The following is an 18,605-nucleotide window of genomic DNA, read 5'->3' as shown; positions in this document are numbered from 1 at the left end:
TCTCCTCAATGTCTGAAAAAACCAGCCGGTCTCCTCAATGTCCGCAAAGCCAACGGTCTGACCGCGCAAAAGTTCTGGTGTCACGGCTGGCTTGGGCGCATGGATTTTTGTAGCCTGCGCACGGAACCTTTCGAAAGCAGCGCAATGACTCACGATCACACCCATTCGCACGATCACGACCACCATCATGATGTGGAGCGCTGGAAGCATGACGGCGTCCGCGTCATTCCCGGCAACCAGCTCGATCCCAACGTGCCCTCGACCGCGGGCATGGACCGCAAGGCCGCGATCAATTTCGCCCGCGTCGGTGCGCAGAAATTATGGGCGGGCACGGTGACCATCAGGCCCGACGCCAAGACCGGCGCGCATCATCACGGTCATCTCGAAAGCATCATCTATGTCGTGAAGGGCAAGGCGCGGATGCGCTGGGGCGAGCAGCTGCAATTCACCGCGGAAGCCGGCCCCGGCGATTTCATCTTCGTGCCGCCTTACGTGCCGCACCAGGAGATCAACGCCAGCCCCGACGAGGTGCTGGAATGCGTGCTGGTGCGCAGCGACGGCGAGGCGGTTGCGATCAATCTTGACATCGAGCCGGTGGAGAAGCCCGAGACGGTGCTGTGGATCGATCCCGTGCATCGTGATCCCGCGGAGAAGAAGTGACACCGCGAGACGTCATTCCGGGGCGATGCGACAGCATCGAACCCGGAATCTCGCACCACAATCTCGAGGTTCCGGGTTCACGGTACGCGTGCCCCGGAACGACGATGTGAGCACAAAAAATAAAATATCCGGGAGGGGCAGCTCATGAGTCTCGTTCGCTATGAAAGCGCCGGTCATGTCGCGACCATCACCATGGCTCGCGCCGAGGCGCACAACGCGCTCAACAATGCGCTGTGCGAGGAGCTGCGGCGGGCCTGGCTGCGCTTCCGCGACAGCGACGATCGCGTCGCGGTGCTGGCCTCGGCGGAGGACGCTTATTTCTGTGTCGGCGCCGACGTGCGTGACCTGCCGGCCAATATGTGGCACGCGGTGCCGGGGCTCGGAGTCGAACTGGACAAGCCGGTGATTGCTGCGACCTCGGGCTGGGTCGTCGGCGGCGGTTTCGTCCTGGTGCAGATGGCCGATATGTGTGTGGCTTCCGAGACCACGCGCTTCCTCTATCCTGAAGGCAAGATCGGCACGACGGCCGGCGGCATCTCGTCGGTGGTGTCACGCATGCCGCACAAGATCGCGATGGAGTTCCTCCTGGTCGGCGATGAGCTGTCGGCCGAGCGTGCCTACCAGATCGGCTTTGTGAATCGTCTCGCGCCAAAAGGACAGCATGTGGTCCTGGCGCAGGAGATGGCAGCGAAGATCGCCGGTAACGCGCCGCTGGTCGTGCAAGCGCTGAAGAGGCTCGCCAAGGAGGCCATGCCCAAGGGTCCGCTCGAGACGGTCGCCGACGTGCGCCGGCTTCTTGATCAAGTGCGCGACAGCGAGGATTTGAAGGAAGGCGTCAAGGCCTTCAAGGACAAGCGCAAGCCGCAGTTCCGGGGACAGTAGGATTTTTCGTACTGTCATTCCGGGGCGATGCGTTCGCATCGAACCCGGAATCTCGAGGTTCCGGGTTCGCTTGCGCGCCCCGGAACGGCGATGAGGGTGAAAGCCTAAGCAAACACCGAGTAATCGATTGGCGCGCTCGGCACCACATAGCCGTAGCGCATGTTGGAAGGTTCGGGGCCGGCCTTCTCATATTCCGCCTTCATCAGGGCGAAGCGGTCGCCCTTGAGCTCGTTCATCGCCTTCTTGGGCTGGATATTGTAGAGCCGTGCATTGTTGTCGCCGAAGATCGCGGTCTTCACCGGGCCGTCGGCGGGGCCGAGCGGGGCGAAGCCGAACTTCTTCTGCATGTCCTCCGGAATCTCCAACCGCCGCAATCCCTCGATCTGCCATTGTGGCCCGCCGGTCCAGAGCGCGTCCGTGCCCCAGCAGACGTGGTCGGCGCCAAGCCCCTTGATCAGCGTGCCCATCAGCGCCGCGCAGACATTGGGCTCGGCAACCAGCGTGGTCGCGAACAACTGCCCAACGTCGCCATAGACGTTGTTGACGCCATATTGCGCGGGGATGTCGGCAAGGTCGCTGGTCCAGGCGATGCGCCCGGTGCGCTGGAATTCGGCGAGCGCGACCTTGGGGTCGCCGCCGACATGGCGGTAGGCCGAGTGGTAGATGACGAAGTTGAGCTGCGGCCAGTCCTTGGCCGCCTGACCGACATCGGCAACATCGGCAAAGCCGCGCAGGTTCGGAAACTGCTTTTCCACGCCCGGCGGGAACAGGCCCTTGTGCACGCAGACATTCTTGATGCCTGCCTTGACCATCCTCTCATAGCCCTTGTAGGCGACCTTCTCATCGTCCAGGCGCCAGGGATAACGGCTGATGTCCTTATGGGTGTTGTCGCCGATCGTGTAGCCCTTGCAGGATTCCGGCTTCAAGGCCAGCGCCGCATCGAGCTTGTCGAGCCAGCCCGGCTGGCCCGGCGTGAAGATGGCGTGGCAGAACAGTCGCCGCGAGCCGGCTTCGTCGTTCACCTTCTTGCGCGCATCCGCCATCTGCTCGTTGGTCAGGAACCAGTCCTGCTCGATGTCGGATGGCGCCGACGAGATCAGTGCGATCTTGGTGTCGGAATCGAGAAACATCTCCTTCTTGTAGTTGTTGAACTTGAGATCCTCGATGGTCTGCTCGTGGTCGGCGAGCTGCTTGTTCCAGCCGGCCTTGCCGACGGCCTTGCGCATTTCGACAAAGGTCATGATGCGGGTGTCGTCACGCAGGAAGTGCGTGTGCATGTCCATGATGAACTGGTCTTTCAGCGCATTCGCTCGCTCCTGCGCCATGGCCGGCGTTGCGGCTTCCGCTTTGGTCACGTCGAACAGTGGGCCGTAGACCTCGTTCATCGCAACAAAGGAGGCGGCCATGCCGGCCGCGGTCTGGAAGAAGCGGCGACGGTTCAACCCCTGCTTGCCGCCGAGGTCGTCCGCCATCGCGAGCAGCCTTGCCTCGACCTCGCGCTGCCGCTCGTTCTGCGGATCGGGATAGAACTCGTCAGAGGAAACGATCTGGGTCGGGATCGGTGTCCTGTAGGGACAGAGCTCGGAGGGCATCAGTGCGGCAAGTTCTTCTTCCGTGAGGTTGCTGCTCATGTTTGTTTGCTCCCTGATTTTTAGCCGGCGCCGACAAGGCTAAACCTGCTTGGGGCAAGTGTCAGCCCGTTGCACAAAAAGATCGCGAAATGGTGTTTGCGCGGTGCAGCGCATACCGGCTTTAAAAGCCCGACTTGCCCTGCTAGGCTTTATTGATCGACCGATAAGCAAAAAAGACATCAAAATCGATCATGAGGAAACGGCCCATGAAGAAACGGCCCATGAGCAATCTCGTGAGTGACCTCGACCTTCCGCGACGCGATTTGATGAAGGGCGCGGGGCTTGCGCTGCTGGCCGGAGCCGCCGGTGCGGCGGTTACGCCGCAAGGCGCTGTCGCGGCAGCGGAAAGTTCGGATATCTGGAGCAGCGAATACTGGGCCAAGAAGGGCGACGTTCCCTTGTGGATGTATCGCAAGCGGCTCGGCGCGCCGAAACCGGGCGAGCCGTCGCGCCCCGTGGTGTTCTTCGTGCACGGCTCTTCCGTCACCTCGCGCGCCTTCGACCTGACCCTGCCGGGCAAGGGCGAGTATTCGGTGCTGAACGAGTTCGCCCGCTATGGCTTCGATTGCTGGACCATGGACCACGAGAATTACGGCAAGTCGGGCCGCAGCTCGGGCAATTCCGACATCGCAAGCGGCGTCGAGGACCTCAAGGCCGCGGTCGATGTTGTCGCGCGCGAGACCGGGCGGACCAAATTCCACTTTGTCGGCGAATCCTCGGGCGCCTTGCGCGCCGGCGCCTATGCCATGGCGGCGCCCGAGCATATCGACCGCCTGGTGTTTGCCGCCTTCACCTACAAGGGCGAGGATTCGCCGACCTTGAAGAAGCGCGCCGAGCAGCTCGACTATTACCGCTCACACAATATGCGCAAGCGCGACCGCGACATGATCCGCTCCATTGCCACCCGCGACAAGGCGGGCACCAGTGATCCGGCCGTGATCGAGGCGCTCGCCGATGTCGAGATGCAATTCGGCGACCAGATCCCGACCGGCACCTATCTCGACATGACCGCCAACCTGCCGGTGGTGCATCCCGAGAAGGTGCTGGCGCCGGTGCTGCTGGTGCGCGGCGAATATGACGGCATCGCGGCGGTGCCTGATCTCGAGGAGTTCTTCAACAAGCTGCCGAACGGCGACCGCCAATTCGCCATCCTGCCGGGCACGGCCCATTCGGTCGTGCTCGCGATCAACCGGCAGCTGTTCTGGCACGTCACACGGGCGTTTTTGACCATGCCGACGCCGATTGCGACGTAAAACTCATTCCGGGGCGCCTCGAAGAGGCGAACCCGGAACCTCGAGATACCGGGTTCGGTGCGGCGCATCGCCCCGGAATGGCAGCGGTGATATTTGGAGAAAAAATTGTTGTCCCGCATGTCGGGACCTTCCTTGGTCATCCGTCCTTGGGGCGCAACCCCTAGGAGACCATGATGCCCAAACTCATATTCATCAATCTGCCGGTCGGTGACCTCGCCCACGCCACCGCCTTTTATGAGGCGGTCGGCGCGACCAAGAATCCGCAATTTAGCGACAACACCGCGTCCTGCATGGTGTTTTCAGACACCATCCACGTGATGCTGCTGACACATGACAAGTTCCGGCAGTTCACGCCGAAAAAGATCTCTGATGCCAAAACGACCAACCAGGTGTTGATCTGCATGTCCGCCGACAACCGCGAAGCCGTGGACGACACGATCGGTCGCGCCGCGCGTGCGGGGGGCCGCGCCGATCCCTCACCGAAGCAGGATTTTGGCTTCATGTATGGCCGCAGCTTCGAGGATCCGGACGGTCACATGTGGGAAGTGATGTGGATGGACGTCGAGGCTCACAACAAGGCCATGGCATCAGGCCAGGCGAACGCCTGCTCGCCCGCGTAGGAGGTCACATGTCCAAGATTGCTCCCTGCCTGTGGTTCGACGGCGAAGCCGAAGATGCCGCCAAATTCTACGTCTCGTTGTTGCCCAATTCCAAAATTGACACCGTGCAGAAAAACACGGTCGACAGCCCCGCGGGCAAGGCCGGTTCGGTGCTGGTGGTGACGTTCACGCTTGCCGGCCAGGGCTTCATGGCGCTCAATGGCGGCGTGCGCTTCGAATATACGCCTGCGGTGTCGTTCAAGATCGATTGCGAGGACCAGGCCGAGGTCGATCGGCTGTGGGATGCGCTCACCGCTAATGGCGGCGAAGCCGGGCGCTGCGGCTGGCTGAAGGATCGCTATGGCCTCTCCTGGCAGATCGTGCCGACGGCGCTGCCGAAATATCTCGGTGGCCAGAACCGCGAGGGCGCCGGGCGCGCGATGCAGGCCATGCTCGGCATGGGCAAGCTCGACATCGCTGCACTCCGGCGCGCCTATGAGGGCAGCTAAGTGTTGGGCGAACGCCACACGCCGCGGGATAGCATGATCAGCGAACAGATCGCGGCATAAGCCACCAGCGAAGCCGCGACCATGCCCGCAAGTCCTGCCATGCCGGCGCCAAACTTGGAGACCGCGAGCCAGCCGAGGCCCGCGGCAATCAGGATGCGAGTGAAGGAAGCCACGAACGGCCACAGCACATGGCCCGCGCCCTGGGCTGCAAAGGCGAGCACGAAGCCGAAGCCGAGCAGTGCATAGCTGGGGGCGACAATGCGCAGATACGTCGCGCCCTCGCGCAGCACTTCGGCGTCGTGGCTGAAGAGCGTGAGCCAGAGAGGCGGATAGGCCGCGACGACGAGGCCGATTGAACCGGTCAGGGCCACGCCGACAGCGGTCGAGATCCAGGCAATGCGCCTGGCGCGCGCGATCGCGCCGGCGCCCACCGCGATGCCGACCATGGTCAGCGTTGCCGTGCACAGTCCGAACAGGATCGGGATCAGGACGTAGTCGAGACGCGAGGCGATGCCATAGGCCGCGAGCGCCGTGGTGCCGAACAGCCCGACCGTTCCGGTCACCACGATGACGGTGAGGTTGGTGAGCACAGCGTTGATCGAGGTCGGAACGCCGACCTTGAGAATGTCGGTGAACAGTCGTCCCTGCAGCCGTCCCGGCTTCAGCGTCAGTCCGCCGCGGCCGCTTGCCATGTAGCGCAGCAGAAACAGCATCGCGCCACAATAATAGAGTCCAAACGCAAGGCCCGCGCCGGCGATGCCAAGCCGCGGCGCGATGCCGAAGCCGAAGATCAGTACCGGCGATAGCGGGATCAGCACGAGAGCGCCGGCCAGGATCACCATCGCCGGTACCCGGACATTGCCCGCGCCGCGCAGCGCTGCAGCCTGGAAGTTGACGATCCACACGGGAATCGAGCCGGCGAACAGATAGTTGGAATAGGTCAGCGCCGCCCGCAGTGCCTCGTCGCGGCCGCCGAGCGCGCGATAGAGCGGCGGGCCGCCCCAGATCACGGCCACCGAGAACAGCGCGCCGACCACGACCGCAAGAACAAGGGCGTGGAACAGCAGCGCGTCGGCATCGTCCTTGTGCGCCGCGCCGATCGCGCGTGCGATCGCCGACGACACGCCGCTGCCGAGCCCGCCATTCGACATCATGGTCATCAGCATGAACACCGGAAACACCAGTGCCACCCCGGCAAGCGCATCGGTTCCGAGAAACCCGACATAATAGGCTTCCGCGATGCTGACCGCGGTCTGCGCCACCAGCACGACCACGGTCGGGAGCGCGAGCCTGATCAGGGTGGGCAGCACCGGTCCGCGCAGCAGTTCGGCACGCCTTGCCTCGCCGGGCGTGGAAGAAGGTGCTTGGGAGGGCGGGGCTTCGGCCTTCTCGACGTCGGTCTTGGCAAGGTCGGTCTTGGCAAGGTCAGTCTTGGCAAGGTCAGTCTTGGCAAGGTCAGTCTTGGCAAGGTCAATCTCGGCAAGTGCCGCTCTGCGGTCAATGCCGCGCGGCGGCGCTTCGGTCACATCGGTCATGTCATTCACAATTTTGCCGGCAATCGATGATTATTATATGACGATTGAAATATATTAAAGCTTGCATATCGCAAGGCAGCACTGCTGAGCATCGCATGGCCGCTGCAGAATTGGGCAGGATATGAAGCGCCTCAGTAATTGATCCGCAGCCCCACGCCGCCATGGACGGTGTTGCCGACCGGCTGCGGGCCGAGCGTTCCGTTCACAAAAATGTCGGCGACCCAGCCCGTGGCAAGGCGGAAGCCGAGTCGGCTGCCATATTCGAACCAGCCCTGGTCGCCCATGGTCGGCGTGATCAGCCCGTCGCCGGTGACGGTGGCGATAATGCCCGAATTGGCGGCGAAGGAGTGCACATAGAAGCCGTTGATATTGCCCTCCACGCTGCCGCCGAACAGATGGGTCCACTGTCCTCCGAGCTTGACCAGGCTGGCGCTATCTGTGCCGGTCGCAATCGTCGCGTCAAAAGGATTGAGACTGGCCGCGGGGTCGGAATAGCCGCTGACATGCTGCCACAATTGCCAGAGCTCGAAGGAGGCTGCGACCTCGTCGCGCGGCGACAGCCGACTGATCCATCCCGCCCTGCCGTAGACGGCATAGTTCGAGGCGTCGGTCGTGCTTTGCAGTGACACCGCGCCAAGGCTTGTCATGTAGCTGCGGCTGTAGCGCGCCCGTTCGAATGGGGTGAGGACGGCGCCGATATCGAAGAACGGCCGCGACGATCCCCAGTCGGTGAGGTCATAGCGCAGCGCGAAGGCACCGATCGGCGCGCCGGTCACGTGATAGCCGTTCTCGCTGTACTGGGTGTAGGCGATGCCGGCTAGCAGCGACAGATTGTTGGTCAGCTCTTTCCGGCCATGGATGCCGGCCATGAAGGAGCCGACCGACCCGAAGGCCGAGACGCAGTCGGAGCAGTTGACCTGTTCGTTGACACCCAGCAGCACCGAGCCGAGCACCTGGTTGGTGATCATCTGGTTGAAGCGCTGGCTGGCAAGTCCATTGATCGAATTGCCGCTGGAGTCTGCGCCGGAGGGCGTGGGTGTTGGCGTCGGCGAGGGCGTCACCGTTGGGCTCGTCGATGCCGTCGACGTCGAGCTCGGCGACGGTGAAGGCGACGGACTCGGCGAGCAGAAACTGGTCTCGCTGCATTGCGCGGCTGCCGGCCGCGTCTGCCCGACGACCAGCACCAGCGAGACCGCCGCGATCAGGGCGGCGCCGAGCGCTGAGCGGTGCAGGTGGACTCTCGCCATGGTCAGCGCCCGCACAGGATGCCGCCGTCATCGACCGGCGGGATAAGGGTGGGGGACGCATCGGCATAGGTGCTGACGGCACAGAGCCCGGCGGCCAGCGCGCAGGTGGCCGCAAAATTCCAGCCCGAGCCATGGGACTTATGGATCGTGGTCTTGCCGCCGGTCACGGTGATGACGGCAGTATCGCCTGCCTGCGTCAGCTGGATGCACTGAAAGCTCAGCGTGCAGACGCTTGCCGCGCCCTCCTGCAGCACCACGGTGGTGCGCCCGCGCTGCGACAGGATATCGAGAATGGTGCCGCGCACGCCGATGGTCGCCAGCGGGGTCCTGATTTTGTATGCGGCCTTTTCCGAATGGCCGGTGATAAAGCGGAACGCGCCGGTGGTGAGCCGGATCGCGATGTCGCGATAGCTGTGCTCGTCGTTGAAGACGGTGCGATCGAGCGTGATGGTCGCGCTGGGGCCGATCGACAGGTTGGTGCTGTCGGCCATCACAAAGCGCGCCGCGCTGTCCACTCCGGTGCGCACGACCTCGTCGCGCAGCATGCTGTCGCCGACATTGACCGGGCTGGTCGATGCTGCCGCGACGCGCACCACGTCGTTGCGGACGACGACGGCTTCGCCGACCCGCGTCTCGCTGGCGAACGCCAATTGCGCCGTGAGACCTGCGGCGACACAAGAGAATACGGCAATGAAAGCACGGGAGCGCAAATGCATTTCAAAATACCGATTGATGTGCCTATCTACCGGATTATGCACCCCTGCGTTGTTGTAATTTTATCACAAGCGCACATGCATCCGCCGTCCCTTAGTGATAAGACGCGCGCGATGGGTTCAACGTCATCGACAGAAAGATTGCACTCTCTCACACTCGCTTTGCCTGCTACACCACAACGATGCTGATCGGTGCCGCAAAAACGTTGCACGACAAGTCGGCGAGACTTTCCGTCACGCGATGCTGCCTTGTTTCCATCGTTGTTTTTTTCTGTGCGCATGTCGCGTTTCTCGTCGGCTTGACCACGCCGGAAAAATTCGTCTTCGATGAAGTGCACTACGTGCCGGCAGCGCGGCAGATGCTGGAGCCAGCCAGCGAAGATCCGATGCTCAATCCGATGCATCCGCCGCTGGCCAAGCAGATCATCGCGCTGTCGATATCGTTTCTCGGCGACAACGCGTTCGGCTGGCGCTATCCCGCGACCGTGTTCGGCGCGTTGTCGGTGGTGGCCGTCTATCTCTGTGGGCTCGCGCTGTTTGCCCGGCAATCGGGTGCGATCGCAGCCAGTCTCATCGCCTTCTTCAACCAGATGCTGTTCGTGCAGGCGCGCATCGCGATGCTGGATATTTTCGCGCTGGCGTTTGCGCTGCTCGGTATCGCGGCCTTCCTGCATGGTTATCGCAAGTCGCACCCGCAGGCCCTGTTTGGCGTCGCGGGTATCTGCTTCGGCTTTTCAGCGTCCTGCAAATGGAGCGGATTGTTTCCGCTCGCAACCGCCATCCTGATCGTCGCGGTGATCCGGCTGATGCAGAATTGGCGCACGCAATTCGCCGATGGCAGTGATGCCGACTGGTACCGGCCGGAGCTGTGGTCCGGTTTCAGGCTGCATCATTTCGTAACCTGCTTCGCGGTGCTGCCGGCCATGGCCTATCTTGCGAGCTTCATCGTGCTGTACGGCTTCTCGCTTTTCGACCTGATCGAGGCGCAGCGACGCATCTTCGCCGACAACACCACGACCGCGATCGCCGGCCACACCTATATGAGTTCGTGGCCGTCCTGGCCGTTTTTGATCCGGCCCGTCTGGTACCTGTTCGACAAGGTCGATGACGACTCGATTGCGGCGATCGTGCTGCTTGGCAATCCGCTGGTGCTGTGGCCGGCGCTGCCCGCGCTTGCCGTAGCTTTGCGCGACTGGATCGTGGCGCGGCGGGCGGATGCGTTCCTGGTGCTCGCGTTCTATTTCGGGCCCTATCTCGCCTGGGCACTGCTGCCGCGCACGCTCGGCTTTCTCTATTATTATCTGCCGGCCGCGACCACGGCTGCGCTCGCACTGGTCTATGCACTCACCCGCGATGGCATGCCGCGCTGGCTGCTCGGGGCCTATGTCATCGTCGCCGGCGCCGGCTTTGCGGCGATGCTGCCAATTTCGGCGGCATTCATCGGCACCTCCATGCAGACCTTCAACCGCCTGATGCTGTTCCAGAGCTGGATTTGATCCGCAATGCGCGTTCAGCTTCCCGTTGGCTCTGGCGAGTACCAGCGGTAGCCGTCGGGCGCGTTGGGTGGGTTCTCTCTACCCACCCAACGAGGCGTTGCCATCAGAAGCTGAACCAGGGGATGCGGTTCCAGTAGACGCGGCTGTGGTAGATATGCGGCCAGTAGATCGGGAACGGCTCCCAGTAGGCGTAGCGCCAGTGACGGCGGTGGGCGTAGTGATGGCGCGGGCGCCGCGCCGAATCGTCGCTTGCTTGCGGCGTCACCGGCTCGGTGCCCTGGTCCGCAGTCTTGTCGGTGGTTTTGGGCAGGATCGACGGGCGCGGCACATTGACGGGCGGCGTCTCGGTCGTTGCCGCCGGCGCGCCGGTGGTCGTAGCCGGGGCGGCGGGTGTTGTGGGCGCCGTGTCGTCGGCGCGCGCTGACAATTCGGAGGCGGCCATGGCCATCAGCGCCGCAGCACTGATCGCGAGGTGACGGACTCTCATCTCGATCTCCCCTTGATGTTGATGCCGCGCGCGGGCGGTGAAAAATCGGATTGTTGAATCGCGAAAAAAAAATGAGATCCGCCTGCCGGATGCACGGCAGGCGGAATCGGTCGCAACCGTCACTTCTGCGCGGTTTTGGCTTCCATATTGACCACCTGGACGCGGCGGTTGATCGCGTCGGCCGGGTTCTGCGCGTCCTTCAGCTTGGTCTTGCCATAGCCGACGGTGACGAGGTCGGAGCCGGCGATGCCAAACTTCTGCACCAGATAGTTCTTGATGGTGTCGGCCCGGCGTTCGGACAGATCCTGGTTGAAGCCGTCGCTGCCGATGCCGTCGGTGTTGCCGGCCACCACAAAGGTCGAACCCCGCAGGCTCGGGTTGGACAGCGCCTTACCGAGTTCGTGCACCGCCTGCATCGAGGTCTTGCTGATGTCGGCGGAGTTGTAGTCGAACTGGATTTCAAGATCGATGTTCGGCTTGGTGGAGGCGATCGAGGCGATCTCCTCGCGCTCGTCAAGCGACAGCGAGCGGGTCCTGCGGTTGCGCACGCTGGAGAGGAACGTGTCCTCCTTGGCTTTTGCGGCCCGGTCGATCTGCGGCTCGGCAAGCGACAGTCCGCGCGTCAGCGGCTTGGGCTGCAGCGCGTGGACGATCTGGTCAGCCGGCACGGTGCCGTCACCAGCCAAGGCCAGCCCCGCGGTCATCGTAAACGCGGCGCAGACTGTGATCACCCTGATCGCGGAAAACCCTAAAAAACTGGTCATGGCCGTATTCCTTAAAAAATAAAGTCGCCTTTTACGTTTGGATGCGGCCATCTTAGGGGAGGTTCAAAGCGCTGAATGTGATGCATATCACACGAGGTAAGGCGCCGGAAAAGCGGCCGTATGTCCCGGCTGCGACGTTTCCCATCAAGGGATCGCTTCCTCGCGGCGTCTTTGTTCGATCCTGCCGGCCGCTTGCGTGATGCGCGTCACGGTTCCAGCACCGCGGGCGGGAGCACGGTGCAAACCGGAAGCGGCCGATTGTGCCGCCGGCGATTTAGGGGAGAATGATCATGCGCGTCCTGCTCGCAGCCATGTCACTCGCAGCACTTCTCGTCAGCAGCCAGACGGCGCTCGCCGACAAGCGCGTCGCCTTCGTGGTCGGCAATTCGGCCTACAAGAATGTGCCGCTTCTGCCGAACCCGGTGGTCGACGCCAAGTCGATGGCGAAGGTGTTGCGCAATGTCGGCTTCGACGTCGTCGAGGGCGCCAACCTGTCGCGCGACAAGATGACGGAAAAGCTGCTGGAGTTCGGCAAGAAGGCCGAGGGCGCCGACGTCGCCGTGTTCTATTACGCCGGCCACGGCATCGCGGTGAACGGCACCAATTATCTCCTGCCTGTTGATGCCGACCTGAAATCCGAGATGGACGTCAAGCTCGGCGCCGCCATCAATGTCGATCTGACGCTGGAGCAGACCATGGCGGACGCCAAGGTCAAGCTGGTGTTCCTCGATGCCTGCCGCGACAACCCGTTCGCGGCAAAGATCCGCTCCGCCAAGGCGACCCGTAGCGTCAGCGCGGAATCGGGGCTTGCCGAGATGAAGTCGGGCGAGGGGACGCTGATCGCCTTTGCCACCGGCCCCGGCCAGACCGCGCTTGACGGCGAGGCAGGCACCAACAGCCCGTTCACCCGCGCCCTGGTTGCCAACATTGCTCGGCCCGGCGTGGAGATTCAGCAGGCGATGACGAAGGTCCGCGCCCAGGTCAATGACGAGACCAACAAGAACCAGCTGCCCTGGGGCCACACCAACCTGACAGGCAGCGTCTATCTCAATCCGGTTGGCATTCCCGCCGAGAAGCCGGCCGAGACCGCGAACGTCGCGCCGGCCGCGCCAGCTTCGGGCGTAGAACTCGAGTTCTGGCGCTCGGTGAAGGACTCCAACAAGGTCGAAGAGCTCAATGCCTACCTCACCAGCTATCCGAACGGCAGCTTCAAGTCGCTGGCGCTTGCGCGGATCGCCTCGCTCCAGGACGGCCCCTCGACCACGACGCGCAACCTGACCACCGGCATCGATCCCGCGACTTTTACAGAGGAAGCCGACCAGGTCGCCGAAGACCAGCTTGGTCTCGACAAGTCGCAGCGTCGCGACGTGCAGCGCCGCCTCACCGGTCTTGGCTTCGACATCAAGGCAACCGGAAAGTTCGACGACGAGACCCGCAGCGTCATCAAGCGCTGGCAGGCCGCGCGCGGCTATCCCTCAACCGGTTATCTCAACCTGTTGCAGCACAAGGCGCTGGAGTCCGAGATCGTCTCCACCCGCGTGGCGTCCTCCAGCGACGGCGATGATAACGAGGTTCACCATATGCGCCATTCCGGTGGTGGCGGCGGCCGGCATTACCGCGGCGATGGCGGTGGCGGTGGCGGCCCTGGCGCCTTCTTCGGCCATATGATGGGCGGACTGTTTGGCCGCCGCTGAAACCAAGCCTCCCTGCAGCGGCGATCTCGGCGGCCTCCCTTCGTGGAGGCCGCTTTTTTGTTTCTGCTTCTGTTTCTGCCGGTTCCCGTCGCAATGCCGTCGCGCGAGCGCCGGGCTTGAGCCAACAAATCACCTCGATGTGCCCTTAGCGCTGGGCCGTCGGCAGGCCAAAAAAACAAGATCAACATCGTTCAAGAATCAGCGTAAGCAGGGCCGTGTTCTCTCCCACCAAACGACCGGGTGACTATCAGGGCTATCGCGCCGGCAATTCCGACCGGAGCGGCTCCTTCAGCTCGCTATCGATCCTGATCGGCGCCGCCATGATCGCGGCTGCGATCCTTCTGTCCACATTGATCACCGCGCTCGGCGCCCGCTATGTCGCGGTCGAAGGCCCGACAGACGACAGCGCCTGGCTGGTCGACCGCCTGACCGGCACGCTCTACAAATGCGAGGCGCAAGGCCGCGGCAAGGCCGCCTGCGATCCCGATATCGCGACCGGCAGCATCGACGCCAAGCCGAAACCCTGAGACCGGACGCGAGGCGATCCTTGGCGCGCGCGAAGCTCCGTCGCGTTGCTTTGCAGCATCGAAAGTGTCTTTTTCCCGAAACTGTCCCAAGACATGATGCGAATCGCGTGAGTCCGGCATGACGCCGGATTATTTTCCAATGAGGACAAGATGAGGATATTGATTACGGCTGGGATGTTTGCGGCGCTGGCGCTGTCGCCGGTATCAGCGAAAATGATGGCCTGCACGACCGCCAATATCGGCACGTCGGCGTTGGCGATGTCGCCTGACGGTCAGACGCCGGCCAACAAGGAAATCGCGGCGGCCGCGACCGACGTCAGCAATGGCAAGATGCGCAGCGCTTGCATGCACTATGCCAACGCCCAGAAGCTGAGCATGGCGAAATAAGCCAAAGATTTTTCATTTTGATCCTCGCCGCGCTGCCGCAAGGTGGCGCGGCTTTTTATTGGGCTCTGGCAGTTCAGCTCAAACTGGCTAGATTGTGCTGATCGTGCCTCGACCAAATCCACCTCATCCCCTGAACCCGTTGGACGCGCGGCGCATCTGGCTGCGCGCGCAGCGGCTTGATTCCGCCGCCCCTTTCGGCTCGGGCGCGTCAGCCGTCGGGGATGCCGTCGCTCATCTCGGCTATGTCCAGATCGACACCATCAATGTGATCGAGCGCTGTCACCATCACATCCTCTGGAGCCGCATTCCCGATTATCGCCGCGCCGATCTGCGCCAGGCCCAGAGCGTCGACAAGAGCGTGTTCGAATACTGGACCCATGCGCTGTCCTATGTGCCGAGCCGTGACTTGCGCTATTTCATTCCCCTGATGCGGCTGCACAGGCGCGAGCGGGAGCGCTGGTTCACCTCGGTCACACCTCAGGACATGCGCAAGGTGATGCGGCTGATCCGGCAGGGGCCGCTGACCATCCGCGACATCGAGGATGACGTGCTCACCGAAAAGGAGCACCTGTGGGCCAGCCGCAAGCCGTCGAAGCGGGCGCTGCAATTCGCCTTTTATACCGGCGCACTGACCATCTCCGAGCGCAACGGCATGCTCAAGACCTATGAGCTGATCAACAGGCATTTCGGCTGGGAGACGCCGCCCAAGGCCGCGTCGACGGCGGAGGTCGCGGCCTATCTGCTCGACCGCAGCCTGCGGTCGCAAGGCCTGGTCTCGCTCGATTCGATCTGCCATCTCGATGCGCCGAGCAAGCCGGGCGTCCGCCGCCTGATCGAGGCGCGCGTGCGGCGCGGCGAGTTGGTCTCGGTCGCGCTCGAAGGCGCTGCCAAGCAGGAGCATTGGGTGAGCCCGGCGGCGCTGGAGGAGAGAACCGAGGTCGCGCCGACCCTGGTGCACATCCTCTCGCCCTTCGATCCCTTGATCATCCAGCGCAAGCGCACGCATCTTGTTTTTGACTACGAGCACCGCTTCGAGGCCTATGTTCCCAAGGACAAACGCAAGTTCGGCTATTTCGCGCTGCCGGTGCTGGTTGGCGACGACATCGTCGCCGCGATCGATCTCAAGACCGACCGGCAGAACCGGAAACTCCTGCTGCAGAAATGGAGCTGGGTCGGGACTGGAGCCAAGCGTGGGGCGCGTTCGGAACTGAAGTCGCGGATCGAGGAGGCGCTGGATCGTTTCGAGCGGTTTCAGCTAGGGGAGTGATTCCTCCGTCATTCCGGGGCGGTACGGCGGACCGAGCCTGGAATCTCGAGATTCCGGGTTCGCGCTAACGCGCGCCCCGGAATGACGGAGAAGTTGCATGACCCCATGCATGTCAGCGAATGCGCTTTCCAACGAATCCGTTTGACTTCGCGCCCTCAATACTCAAAACCCCGCCTCGAAGACCAACAAAAACCGGGCAGGGGAGAAACATGAGCCAGTCCGCCAGCTTTGCCGCTTCGGGTAGCACCGCTCGAAGCGATATCGAAACGTCCACTATCCGGTCCATTTCCTGGCGCCTGATACCCTTTCTGGTGCTGGCTTATTTCTTTTCCTATCTCGACCGGGTCAATCTCGGCTTTGCCGCGCTCACCATGAATGCGGAGCTGAAATTCACCCCGCTGATCTTCGCCTGGGGCGCCGGCATCTTCTTCATCGGCTATTTCATCTTCGAGGTTCCGAGCAATCTTGCGCTGGAGAAGTTCGGCGCCCGGCGCTGGATCGCCCGCATCATGGTGACCTGGGGCATCATCTCGGCGCTGATGGCGCTCGTGAACAGCGAGTGGAGCTTCTATCTGCTGCGCTTCCTGCTCGGCGTTGCGGAAGCAGGCTTCTTCCCCGGCATCATCCTGTATCTGACCTATTGGTATCCGGCCGAGTACCGCGCGCGCTTTCTCGCAGCGTTTGCCGTGGCGGTCCCGGTCTCGACCGTGATCGGCGCGCCGATCTCGGGCCTTCTGCTCGGGCTCGACGGCGTTTGGGGACTGAGAGGCTGGCAGTGGCTGTTCATCATCGAGGGCGTGCCCTCGGTGCTGCTCGGCATCGTCACCTGGTTCTATCTGACCGACAAGCCGGAGCGTGCGAGCTGGCTGACGGGGGAGCAGAAGGCCTCGCTTGCCTCACGCCTCAATGCCGAACTCGCCGCCAAGCAGGCCGCGAAGCACATGACCCTCGGCGAAGCGCTGTCCTCGTCCAAGGTGATCATGCTGAGCCTGATCTATTTCTGCTTCGTGGCTGCGCTCTACGGCATGCAGTTCTGGCTGCCGACGATCGTCAAGGCCTTCGGCCTCACCAACGCTCAGACCGGCTTCGTCACCGCGATCCCTTATCTGTTCGGCACGATCGCCATGATCCTGTGGGCGCGCCACTCCGATTCGGCCCGTGAGCGCGTGTTCCATGTTGGCGCCCCGTTCTTCCTCATCGCGATCTCGCTCGGCGCCTCCGCCTTCCTCACTGATGCGACGACGACCATGATCGCGCTCACCTTCGCCGCGGTGGGCGTGTTCTGCGTCTTCGCGGTGTTCTGGACCTTGCCGACCGCCTGGCTGTCGGGCACGGCGGCCGCGGGCGCAATCGCGCTGATCAATTCCATCGGCAATCTCGCCGGCTTCGGCGGCCCCTATCTGATCGGCTGGATCAAGGATTCCACCGGCAGCACCGCCAATGGCCTGCTCGCGCTCGCCGTGCTGCCGCTGATCGGCGGCCTGTTGGTGTTTCTCGGCGGGCATGAGAGCAAGGTGGAGTTTTCGGCCACCGAAAGGGCGAAGTGATTCCCCTCGGACGCACCGTCATTCCGGGGCGCGCGGGCAACGCGCGCACCCGGGAACATGGATTAACGTTCACGAAATCATGACTGTTGACGATTATTGACTTTTATCACTGAACATTCGACACTCATCTCAAGGTCAAACCGAGGGAGTGTCCGATGTTGGCCCGGTGGATTTTTGCAAGTTATTCCAAGCTATTGGCTGGCGTTCTGCTGGCGGGAATGGCGGTCGCGCTGGCCGGCTGCAATGACAGTGTGGCGCAGAAGGTCGAGCCGAACCGCCCCGTTCTGGTCGCGACCACCCACTACGAGGCCGAGACCCCCGAGCGCAGCTTTGTCGGCACCATCCGCCCCCGGATCGAGAGCGACCTGGGCTTTCGGGTCCCCGGCAAGGTGGCAAAGCGCCTGGTCGAGGTCGGGCAGCGCGTCGATGTCGGCCAGCCGCTCGCGACCCTCGACGAGGTCGACCTCAGGCTGCAGGCCGAGCAAGCGGAAGCCGAGCTGCGCGCGGCGACCGGCGTGCTTGCACAGGCGGCAGCCGCCGAGACTCGTGCCAAGAACCTGAAGCTCGACGGCTGGACCACGGATGCGCAGCTCGACCAGGCCAAGGCCGCGGCCGACGAGGCCCGCGCCCGGCTCAACCGCGCCGAGCGCTCGGTCGAGCTCACCAAAAACTCGCTGTCCTACGCGACGCTGGAAGCCGATGCCCGCGGCGTCGTCACCGCGACCTTGATCGAACCGGGTCAGGTGGTGGCCTCCGGCCAGACCGCGATCCGCGTCGCGCGGCTTGCGGAGAAGGAAGCCGTGGTGGCAATTCCCGAGACGCTGGTCGACCGAGCCAAGACCGGCAGCGCGACGGTGTCGCTGTGGTCGGATCCCAACAAGCAGTATGCGGCGCATCTGCGCGAGATTTCGCCGAGCGCGGACCCGGCCACCCGCACCTATCTGGCAAAGTTCTCGCTGCCCGACGTCGGCGACAATGTCGAGCTCGGCATGACCGCGACGTTGACGCTGTCGGATGCCGCGACCGAGCGCGTCGCGCGGCTGCCGCTGTCGGCGCTGTTCCGCCAGGGCGGCGATCCCTCGCTCTATGTCGTCGACGACAAGGGCGAGGTGACGCTGCGGCCGGTCAAGGTCAAGGCTTACGAGAGCGGCGCCGTGGTGATTTCGGGCGGCGTTGCCGAGGGCGCGAAGATCGTGGCGCTCGGCGTGCAGAAGATCGATCCGAGCCAGAAGGTACGGGTCGTCTCGCAGCTGTCGTTCTGAGCTGCCGTCGTTGCGAGGTGCGGGCGATTGGTCAATCCCGAGTCAGCCCCCTGGATTGCCTCGTTCCCTCGCAACGACGGCTCCATTTTAGCTTGCGCATGATCTTCTCGGAAAACCGCTACACGCTTTTCCGGATCATGCGCTC

18 protein-coding genes are annotated in these 18,605 nt (G+C 63.1%); 12 read left to right on the top strand and 6 right to left on the bottom strand.

Features of this window, described 5'->3' with window-relative positions; translation table 11 throughout:
* The first annotated feature begins 144 nt into the window (after positions 1-144).
* Both A3AI_RS0101255 and A3AI_RS0101250 read left to right on the top strand, forming a co-directional pair.
* The gene (locus A3AI_RS0101255; RefSeq protein ID WP_024513823.1) at positions 145-660 is read left to right on the top strand and encodes a cupin domain-containing protein; all 516 of its coding nucleotides are present in this window, start codon (positions 145-147) and stop codon (positions 658-660) included.
* A 144-nt stretch (positions 661-804) separates the two neighbouring features.
* On the top strand, positions 805-1,542 hold the full coding sequence (locus A3AI_RS0101250) for an enoyl-CoA hydratase/isomerase family protein (protein WP_024513822.1): 738 nt from the start codon (positions 805-807) through the stop codon (positions 1,540-1,542).
* Positions 1,543-1,646: 104 nt separating this feature from the next.
* On the opposite strand, the gene A3AI_RS0101245 is transcribed toward A3AI_RS0101250, so the two are convergent.
* Positions 1,647-3,173, bottom strand: coding sequence for an amidohydrolase family protein (locus tag A3AI_RS0101245; RefSeq protein ID WP_024513821.1), 1,527 nt, complete (start codon positions 3,171-3,173; stop codon positions 1,647-1,649).
* Positions 3,174-3,379: 206 nt separating this feature from the next.
* On the opposite strand from A3AI_RS0101245, the gene A3AI_RS0101235 reads away from it, so the two are divergent.
* The 3 genes from A3AI_RS0101235 to A3AI_RS0101225 all read left to right on the top strand — a co-directional run bounded on the left by A3AI_RS0101235 (position 3,380) and on the right by A3AI_RS0101225 (position 5,534).
* Complete coding sequence (locus tag A3AI_RS0101235) at positions 3,380-4,426, top strand: alpha/beta hydrolase (RefSeq protein WP_245286800.1); 1,047 nt, start codon at positions 3,380-3,382, stop codon at positions 4,424-4,426.
* A 173-nt stretch (positions 4,427-4,599) separates the two neighbouring features.
* Positions 4,600-5,046, top strand: coding sequence for a VOC family protein (locus A3AI_RS0101230; RefSeq protein ID WP_024513819.1), 447 nt, complete (start codon positions 4,600-4,602; stop codon positions 5,044-5,046).
* A gap of 8 nt (positions 5,047-5,054) precedes the next feature.
* A complete protein-coding gene (locus A3AI_RS0101225; RefSeq protein WP_024513818.1) occupies positions 5,055-5,534 on the top strand; it encodes a VOC family protein in 480 nt (159 codons plus the stop codon).
* Here the strand turns inward: A3AI_RS0101225 and A3AI_RS0101220 are convergent.
* The 3 genes from A3AI_RS0101220 to A3AI_RS0101210 form a co-directional block, all read right to left on the bottom strand.
* A complete protein-coding gene (locus tag A3AI_RS0101220; protein ID WP_024513817.1) occupies positions 5,531-7,069 on the bottom strand; it encodes an MATE family efflux transporter in 1,539 nt (512 codons plus the stop codon). The two genes, A3AI_RS0101225 and A3AI_RS0101220, sit on opposite strands and share 4 nt — an antisense overlap.
* Before the next feature lie 131 nt (positions 7,070-7,200).
* Complete coding sequence (locus tag A3AI_RS0101215) at positions 7,201-8,316, bottom strand: hypothetical protein (RefSeq protein ID WP_024513816.1); 1,116 nt, start codon at positions 8,314-8,316, stop codon at positions 7,201-7,203.
* A 2-nt stretch (positions 8,317-8,318) separates the two neighbouring features.
* Positions 8,319-9,032, bottom strand: coding sequence for a FecR family protein (locus tag A3AI_RS0101210; RefSeq protein WP_024513815.1), 714 nt, complete (start codon positions 9,030-9,032; stop codon positions 8,319-8,321).
* Positions 9,033-9,211: 179 nt separating this feature from the next.
* On the opposite strand from A3AI_RS0101210, the gene A3AI_RS0101205 reads away from it, so the two are divergent.
* A complete protein-coding gene (locus A3AI_RS0101205) occupies positions 9,212-10,525 on the top strand; it encodes a phospholipid carrier-dependent glycosyltransferase (RefSeq protein WP_024513814.1) in 1,314 nt (437 codons plus the stop codon).
* A 103-nt stretch (positions 10,526-10,628) separates the two neighbouring features.
* Here A3AI_RS0101205 and A3AI_RS0101200 read toward each other — a convergent pair whose 3' ends face one another.
* Both A3AI_RS0101200 and A3AI_RS0101195 read right to left on the bottom strand, forming a co-directional pair.
* Positions 10,629-11,012, bottom strand: a complete 384-nt coding sequence (locus tag A3AI_RS0101200; protein ID WP_156927589.1) for a hypothetical protein — start codon at positions 11,010-11,012, stop codon at positions 10,629-10,631.
* Positions 11,013-11,131: 119 nt separating this feature from the next.
* The gene (locus A3AI_RS0101195) at positions 11,132-11,776 is read right to left on the bottom strand and encodes an OmpA family protein (RefSeq protein WP_024513812.1); all 645 of its coding nucleotides are present in this window, start codon (positions 11,774-11,776) and stop codon (positions 11,132-11,134) included.
* Positions 11,777-12,066: 290 nt separating this feature from the next.
* Between A3AI_RS0101195 and A3AI_RS0101190 the strand changes: the two genes are divergently transcribed.
* The 6 genes from A3AI_RS0101190 (at position 12,067) to A3AI_RS0101165 (ending at position 18,460) form a co-directional block, all read left to right on the top strand.
* On the top strand, positions 12,067-13,470 hold the full coding sequence (locus A3AI_RS0101190; protein ID WP_024513811.1) for a caspase family protein: 1,404 nt from the start codon (positions 12,067-12,069) through the stop codon (positions 13,468-13,470).
* A 215-nt stretch (positions 13,471-13,685) separates the two neighbouring features.
* The gene (locus A3AI_RS41975) at positions 13,686-13,997 is read left to right on the top strand and encodes a hypothetical protein (protein WP_024513810.1); all 312 of its coding nucleotides are present in this window, start codon (positions 13,686-13,688) and stop codon (positions 13,995-13,997) included.
* A gap of 150 nt (positions 13,998-14,147) precedes the next feature.
* Positions 14,148-14,384, top strand: coding sequence for a hypothetical protein (locus A3AI_RS0101180; protein ID WP_024513809.1), 237 nt, complete (start codon positions 14,148-14,150; stop codon positions 14,382-14,384).
* A gap of 103 nt (positions 14,385-14,487) precedes the next feature.
* Entirely contained in the window at positions 14,488-15,651 is a 1,164-nt protein-coding gene (locus tag A3AI_RS0101175) for a winged helix-turn-helix domain-containing protein (RefSeq protein WP_051382272.1), read from the top strand.
* 209 nt (positions 15,652-15,860) lie between these two features.
* Positions 15,861-17,198 (top strand): MFS transporter, encoded by a 1,338-nt coding sequence (locus tag A3AI_RS0101170; RefSeq protein WP_024513807.1) that lies wholly within the window; start codon positions 15,861-15,863, stop codon positions 17,196-17,198.
* A gap of 155 nt (positions 17,199-17,353) precedes the next feature.
* Positions 17,354-18,460, top strand: a complete 1,107-nt coding sequence (locus tag A3AI_RS0101165; RefSeq protein WP_024513806.1) for an efflux RND transporter periplasmic adaptor subunit — start codon at positions 17,354-17,356, stop codon at positions 18,458-18,460.
* Positions 18,461-18,605 lie beyond the last annotated feature (145 nt).

This window comes from Bradyrhizobium sp. Tv2a-2 (genome assembly GCF_000472425.1).
In the GTDB taxonomy this organism is placed as follows: domain Bacteria; phylum Pseudomonadota; class Alphaproteobacteria; order Rhizobiales; family Xanthobacteraceae; genus Bradyrhizobium.
The sequence above is the reverse complement of the archived record's forward strand: the minus strand, read 5'-3'. Positions and strand labels throughout refer to the sequence as shown.

What these genes read in the sequence shown, in the direction of transcription:
- A3AI_RS0101220 (WP_024513817.1), bottom strand. Translation starts at nt 7,069, where the DNA reads ATGACCGATGTGACCGAAGCGCCGCCGCGCGGCATTGACCGCAGAGCG.
- A3AI_RS0101245 (WP_024513821.1), bottom strand. Translation starts at nt 3,173, where the DNA reads ATGAGCAGCAACCTCACGGAAGAAGAACTTGCCGCACTGATGCCCTCC.
- A3AI_RS0101230 (WP_024513819.1), top strand. Translation starts at nt 4,600, where the DNA reads ATGCCCAAACTCATATTCATCAATCTGCCGGTCGGTGACCTCGCCCAC.
- A3AI_RS0101205 (WP_024513814.1), top strand. Translation starts at nt 9,212, where the DNA reads ATGCTGATCGGTGCCGCAAAAACGTTGCACGACAAGTCGGCGAGACTT.
- A3AI_RS0101210 (WP_024513815.1), bottom strand. Translation starts at nt 9,032, where the DNA reads ATGCATTTGCGCTCCCGTGCTTTCATTGCCGTATTCTCTTGTGTCGCC.
- A3AI_RS0101195 (WP_024513812.1), bottom strand. Translation starts at nt 11,776, where the DNA reads ATGACCAGTTTTTTAGGGTTTTCCGCGATCAGGGTGATCACAGTCTGC.
- A3AI_RS0101180 (WP_024513809.1), top strand. Translation starts at nt 14,148, where the DNA reads ATGAGGATATTGATTACGGCTGGGATGTTTGCGGCGCTGGCGCTGTCG.
- A3AI_RS0101235 (WP_245286800.1), top strand. Translation starts at nt 3,380, where the DNA reads ATGAAGAAACGGCCCATGAGCAATCTCGTGAGTGACCTCGACCTTCCG.
- A3AI_RS0101165 (WP_024513806.1), top strand. Translation starts at nt 17,354, where the DNA reads ATGTTGGCCCGGTGGATTTTTGCAAGTTATTCCAAGCTATTGGCTGGC.
- A3AI_RS0101170 (WP_024513807.1), top strand. Translation starts at nt 15,861, where the DNA reads ATGAGCCAGTCCGCCAGCTTTGCCGCTTCGGGTAGCACCGCTCGAAGC.
- A3AI_RS0101200 (WP_156927589.1), bottom strand. Translation starts at nt 11,012, where the DNA reads ATGAGAGTCCGTCACCTCGCGATCAGTGCTGCGGCGCTGATGGCCATG.
- A3AI_RS0101225 (WP_024513818.1), top strand. Translation starts at nt 5,055, where the DNA reads ATGTCCAAGATTGCTCCCTGCCTGTGGTTCGACGGCGAAGCCGAAGAT.
- A3AI_RS0101215 (WP_024513816.1), bottom strand. Translation starts at nt 8,316, where the DNA reads ATGGCGAGAGTCCACCTGCACCGCTCAGCGCTCGGCGCCGCCCTGATC.
- A3AI_RS0101250 (WP_024513822.1), top strand. Translation starts at nt 805, where the DNA reads ATGAGTCTCGTTCGCTATGAAAGCGCCGGTCATGTCGCGACCATCACC.
- A3AI_RS0101190 (WP_024513811.1), top strand. Translation starts at nt 12,067, where the DNA reads ATGCGCGTCCTGCTCGCAGCCATGTCACTCGCAGCACTTCTCGTCAGC.
- A3AI_RS0101255 (WP_024513823.1), top strand. Translation starts at nt 145, where the DNA reads ATGACTCACGATCACACCCATTCGCACGATCACGACCACCATCATGAT.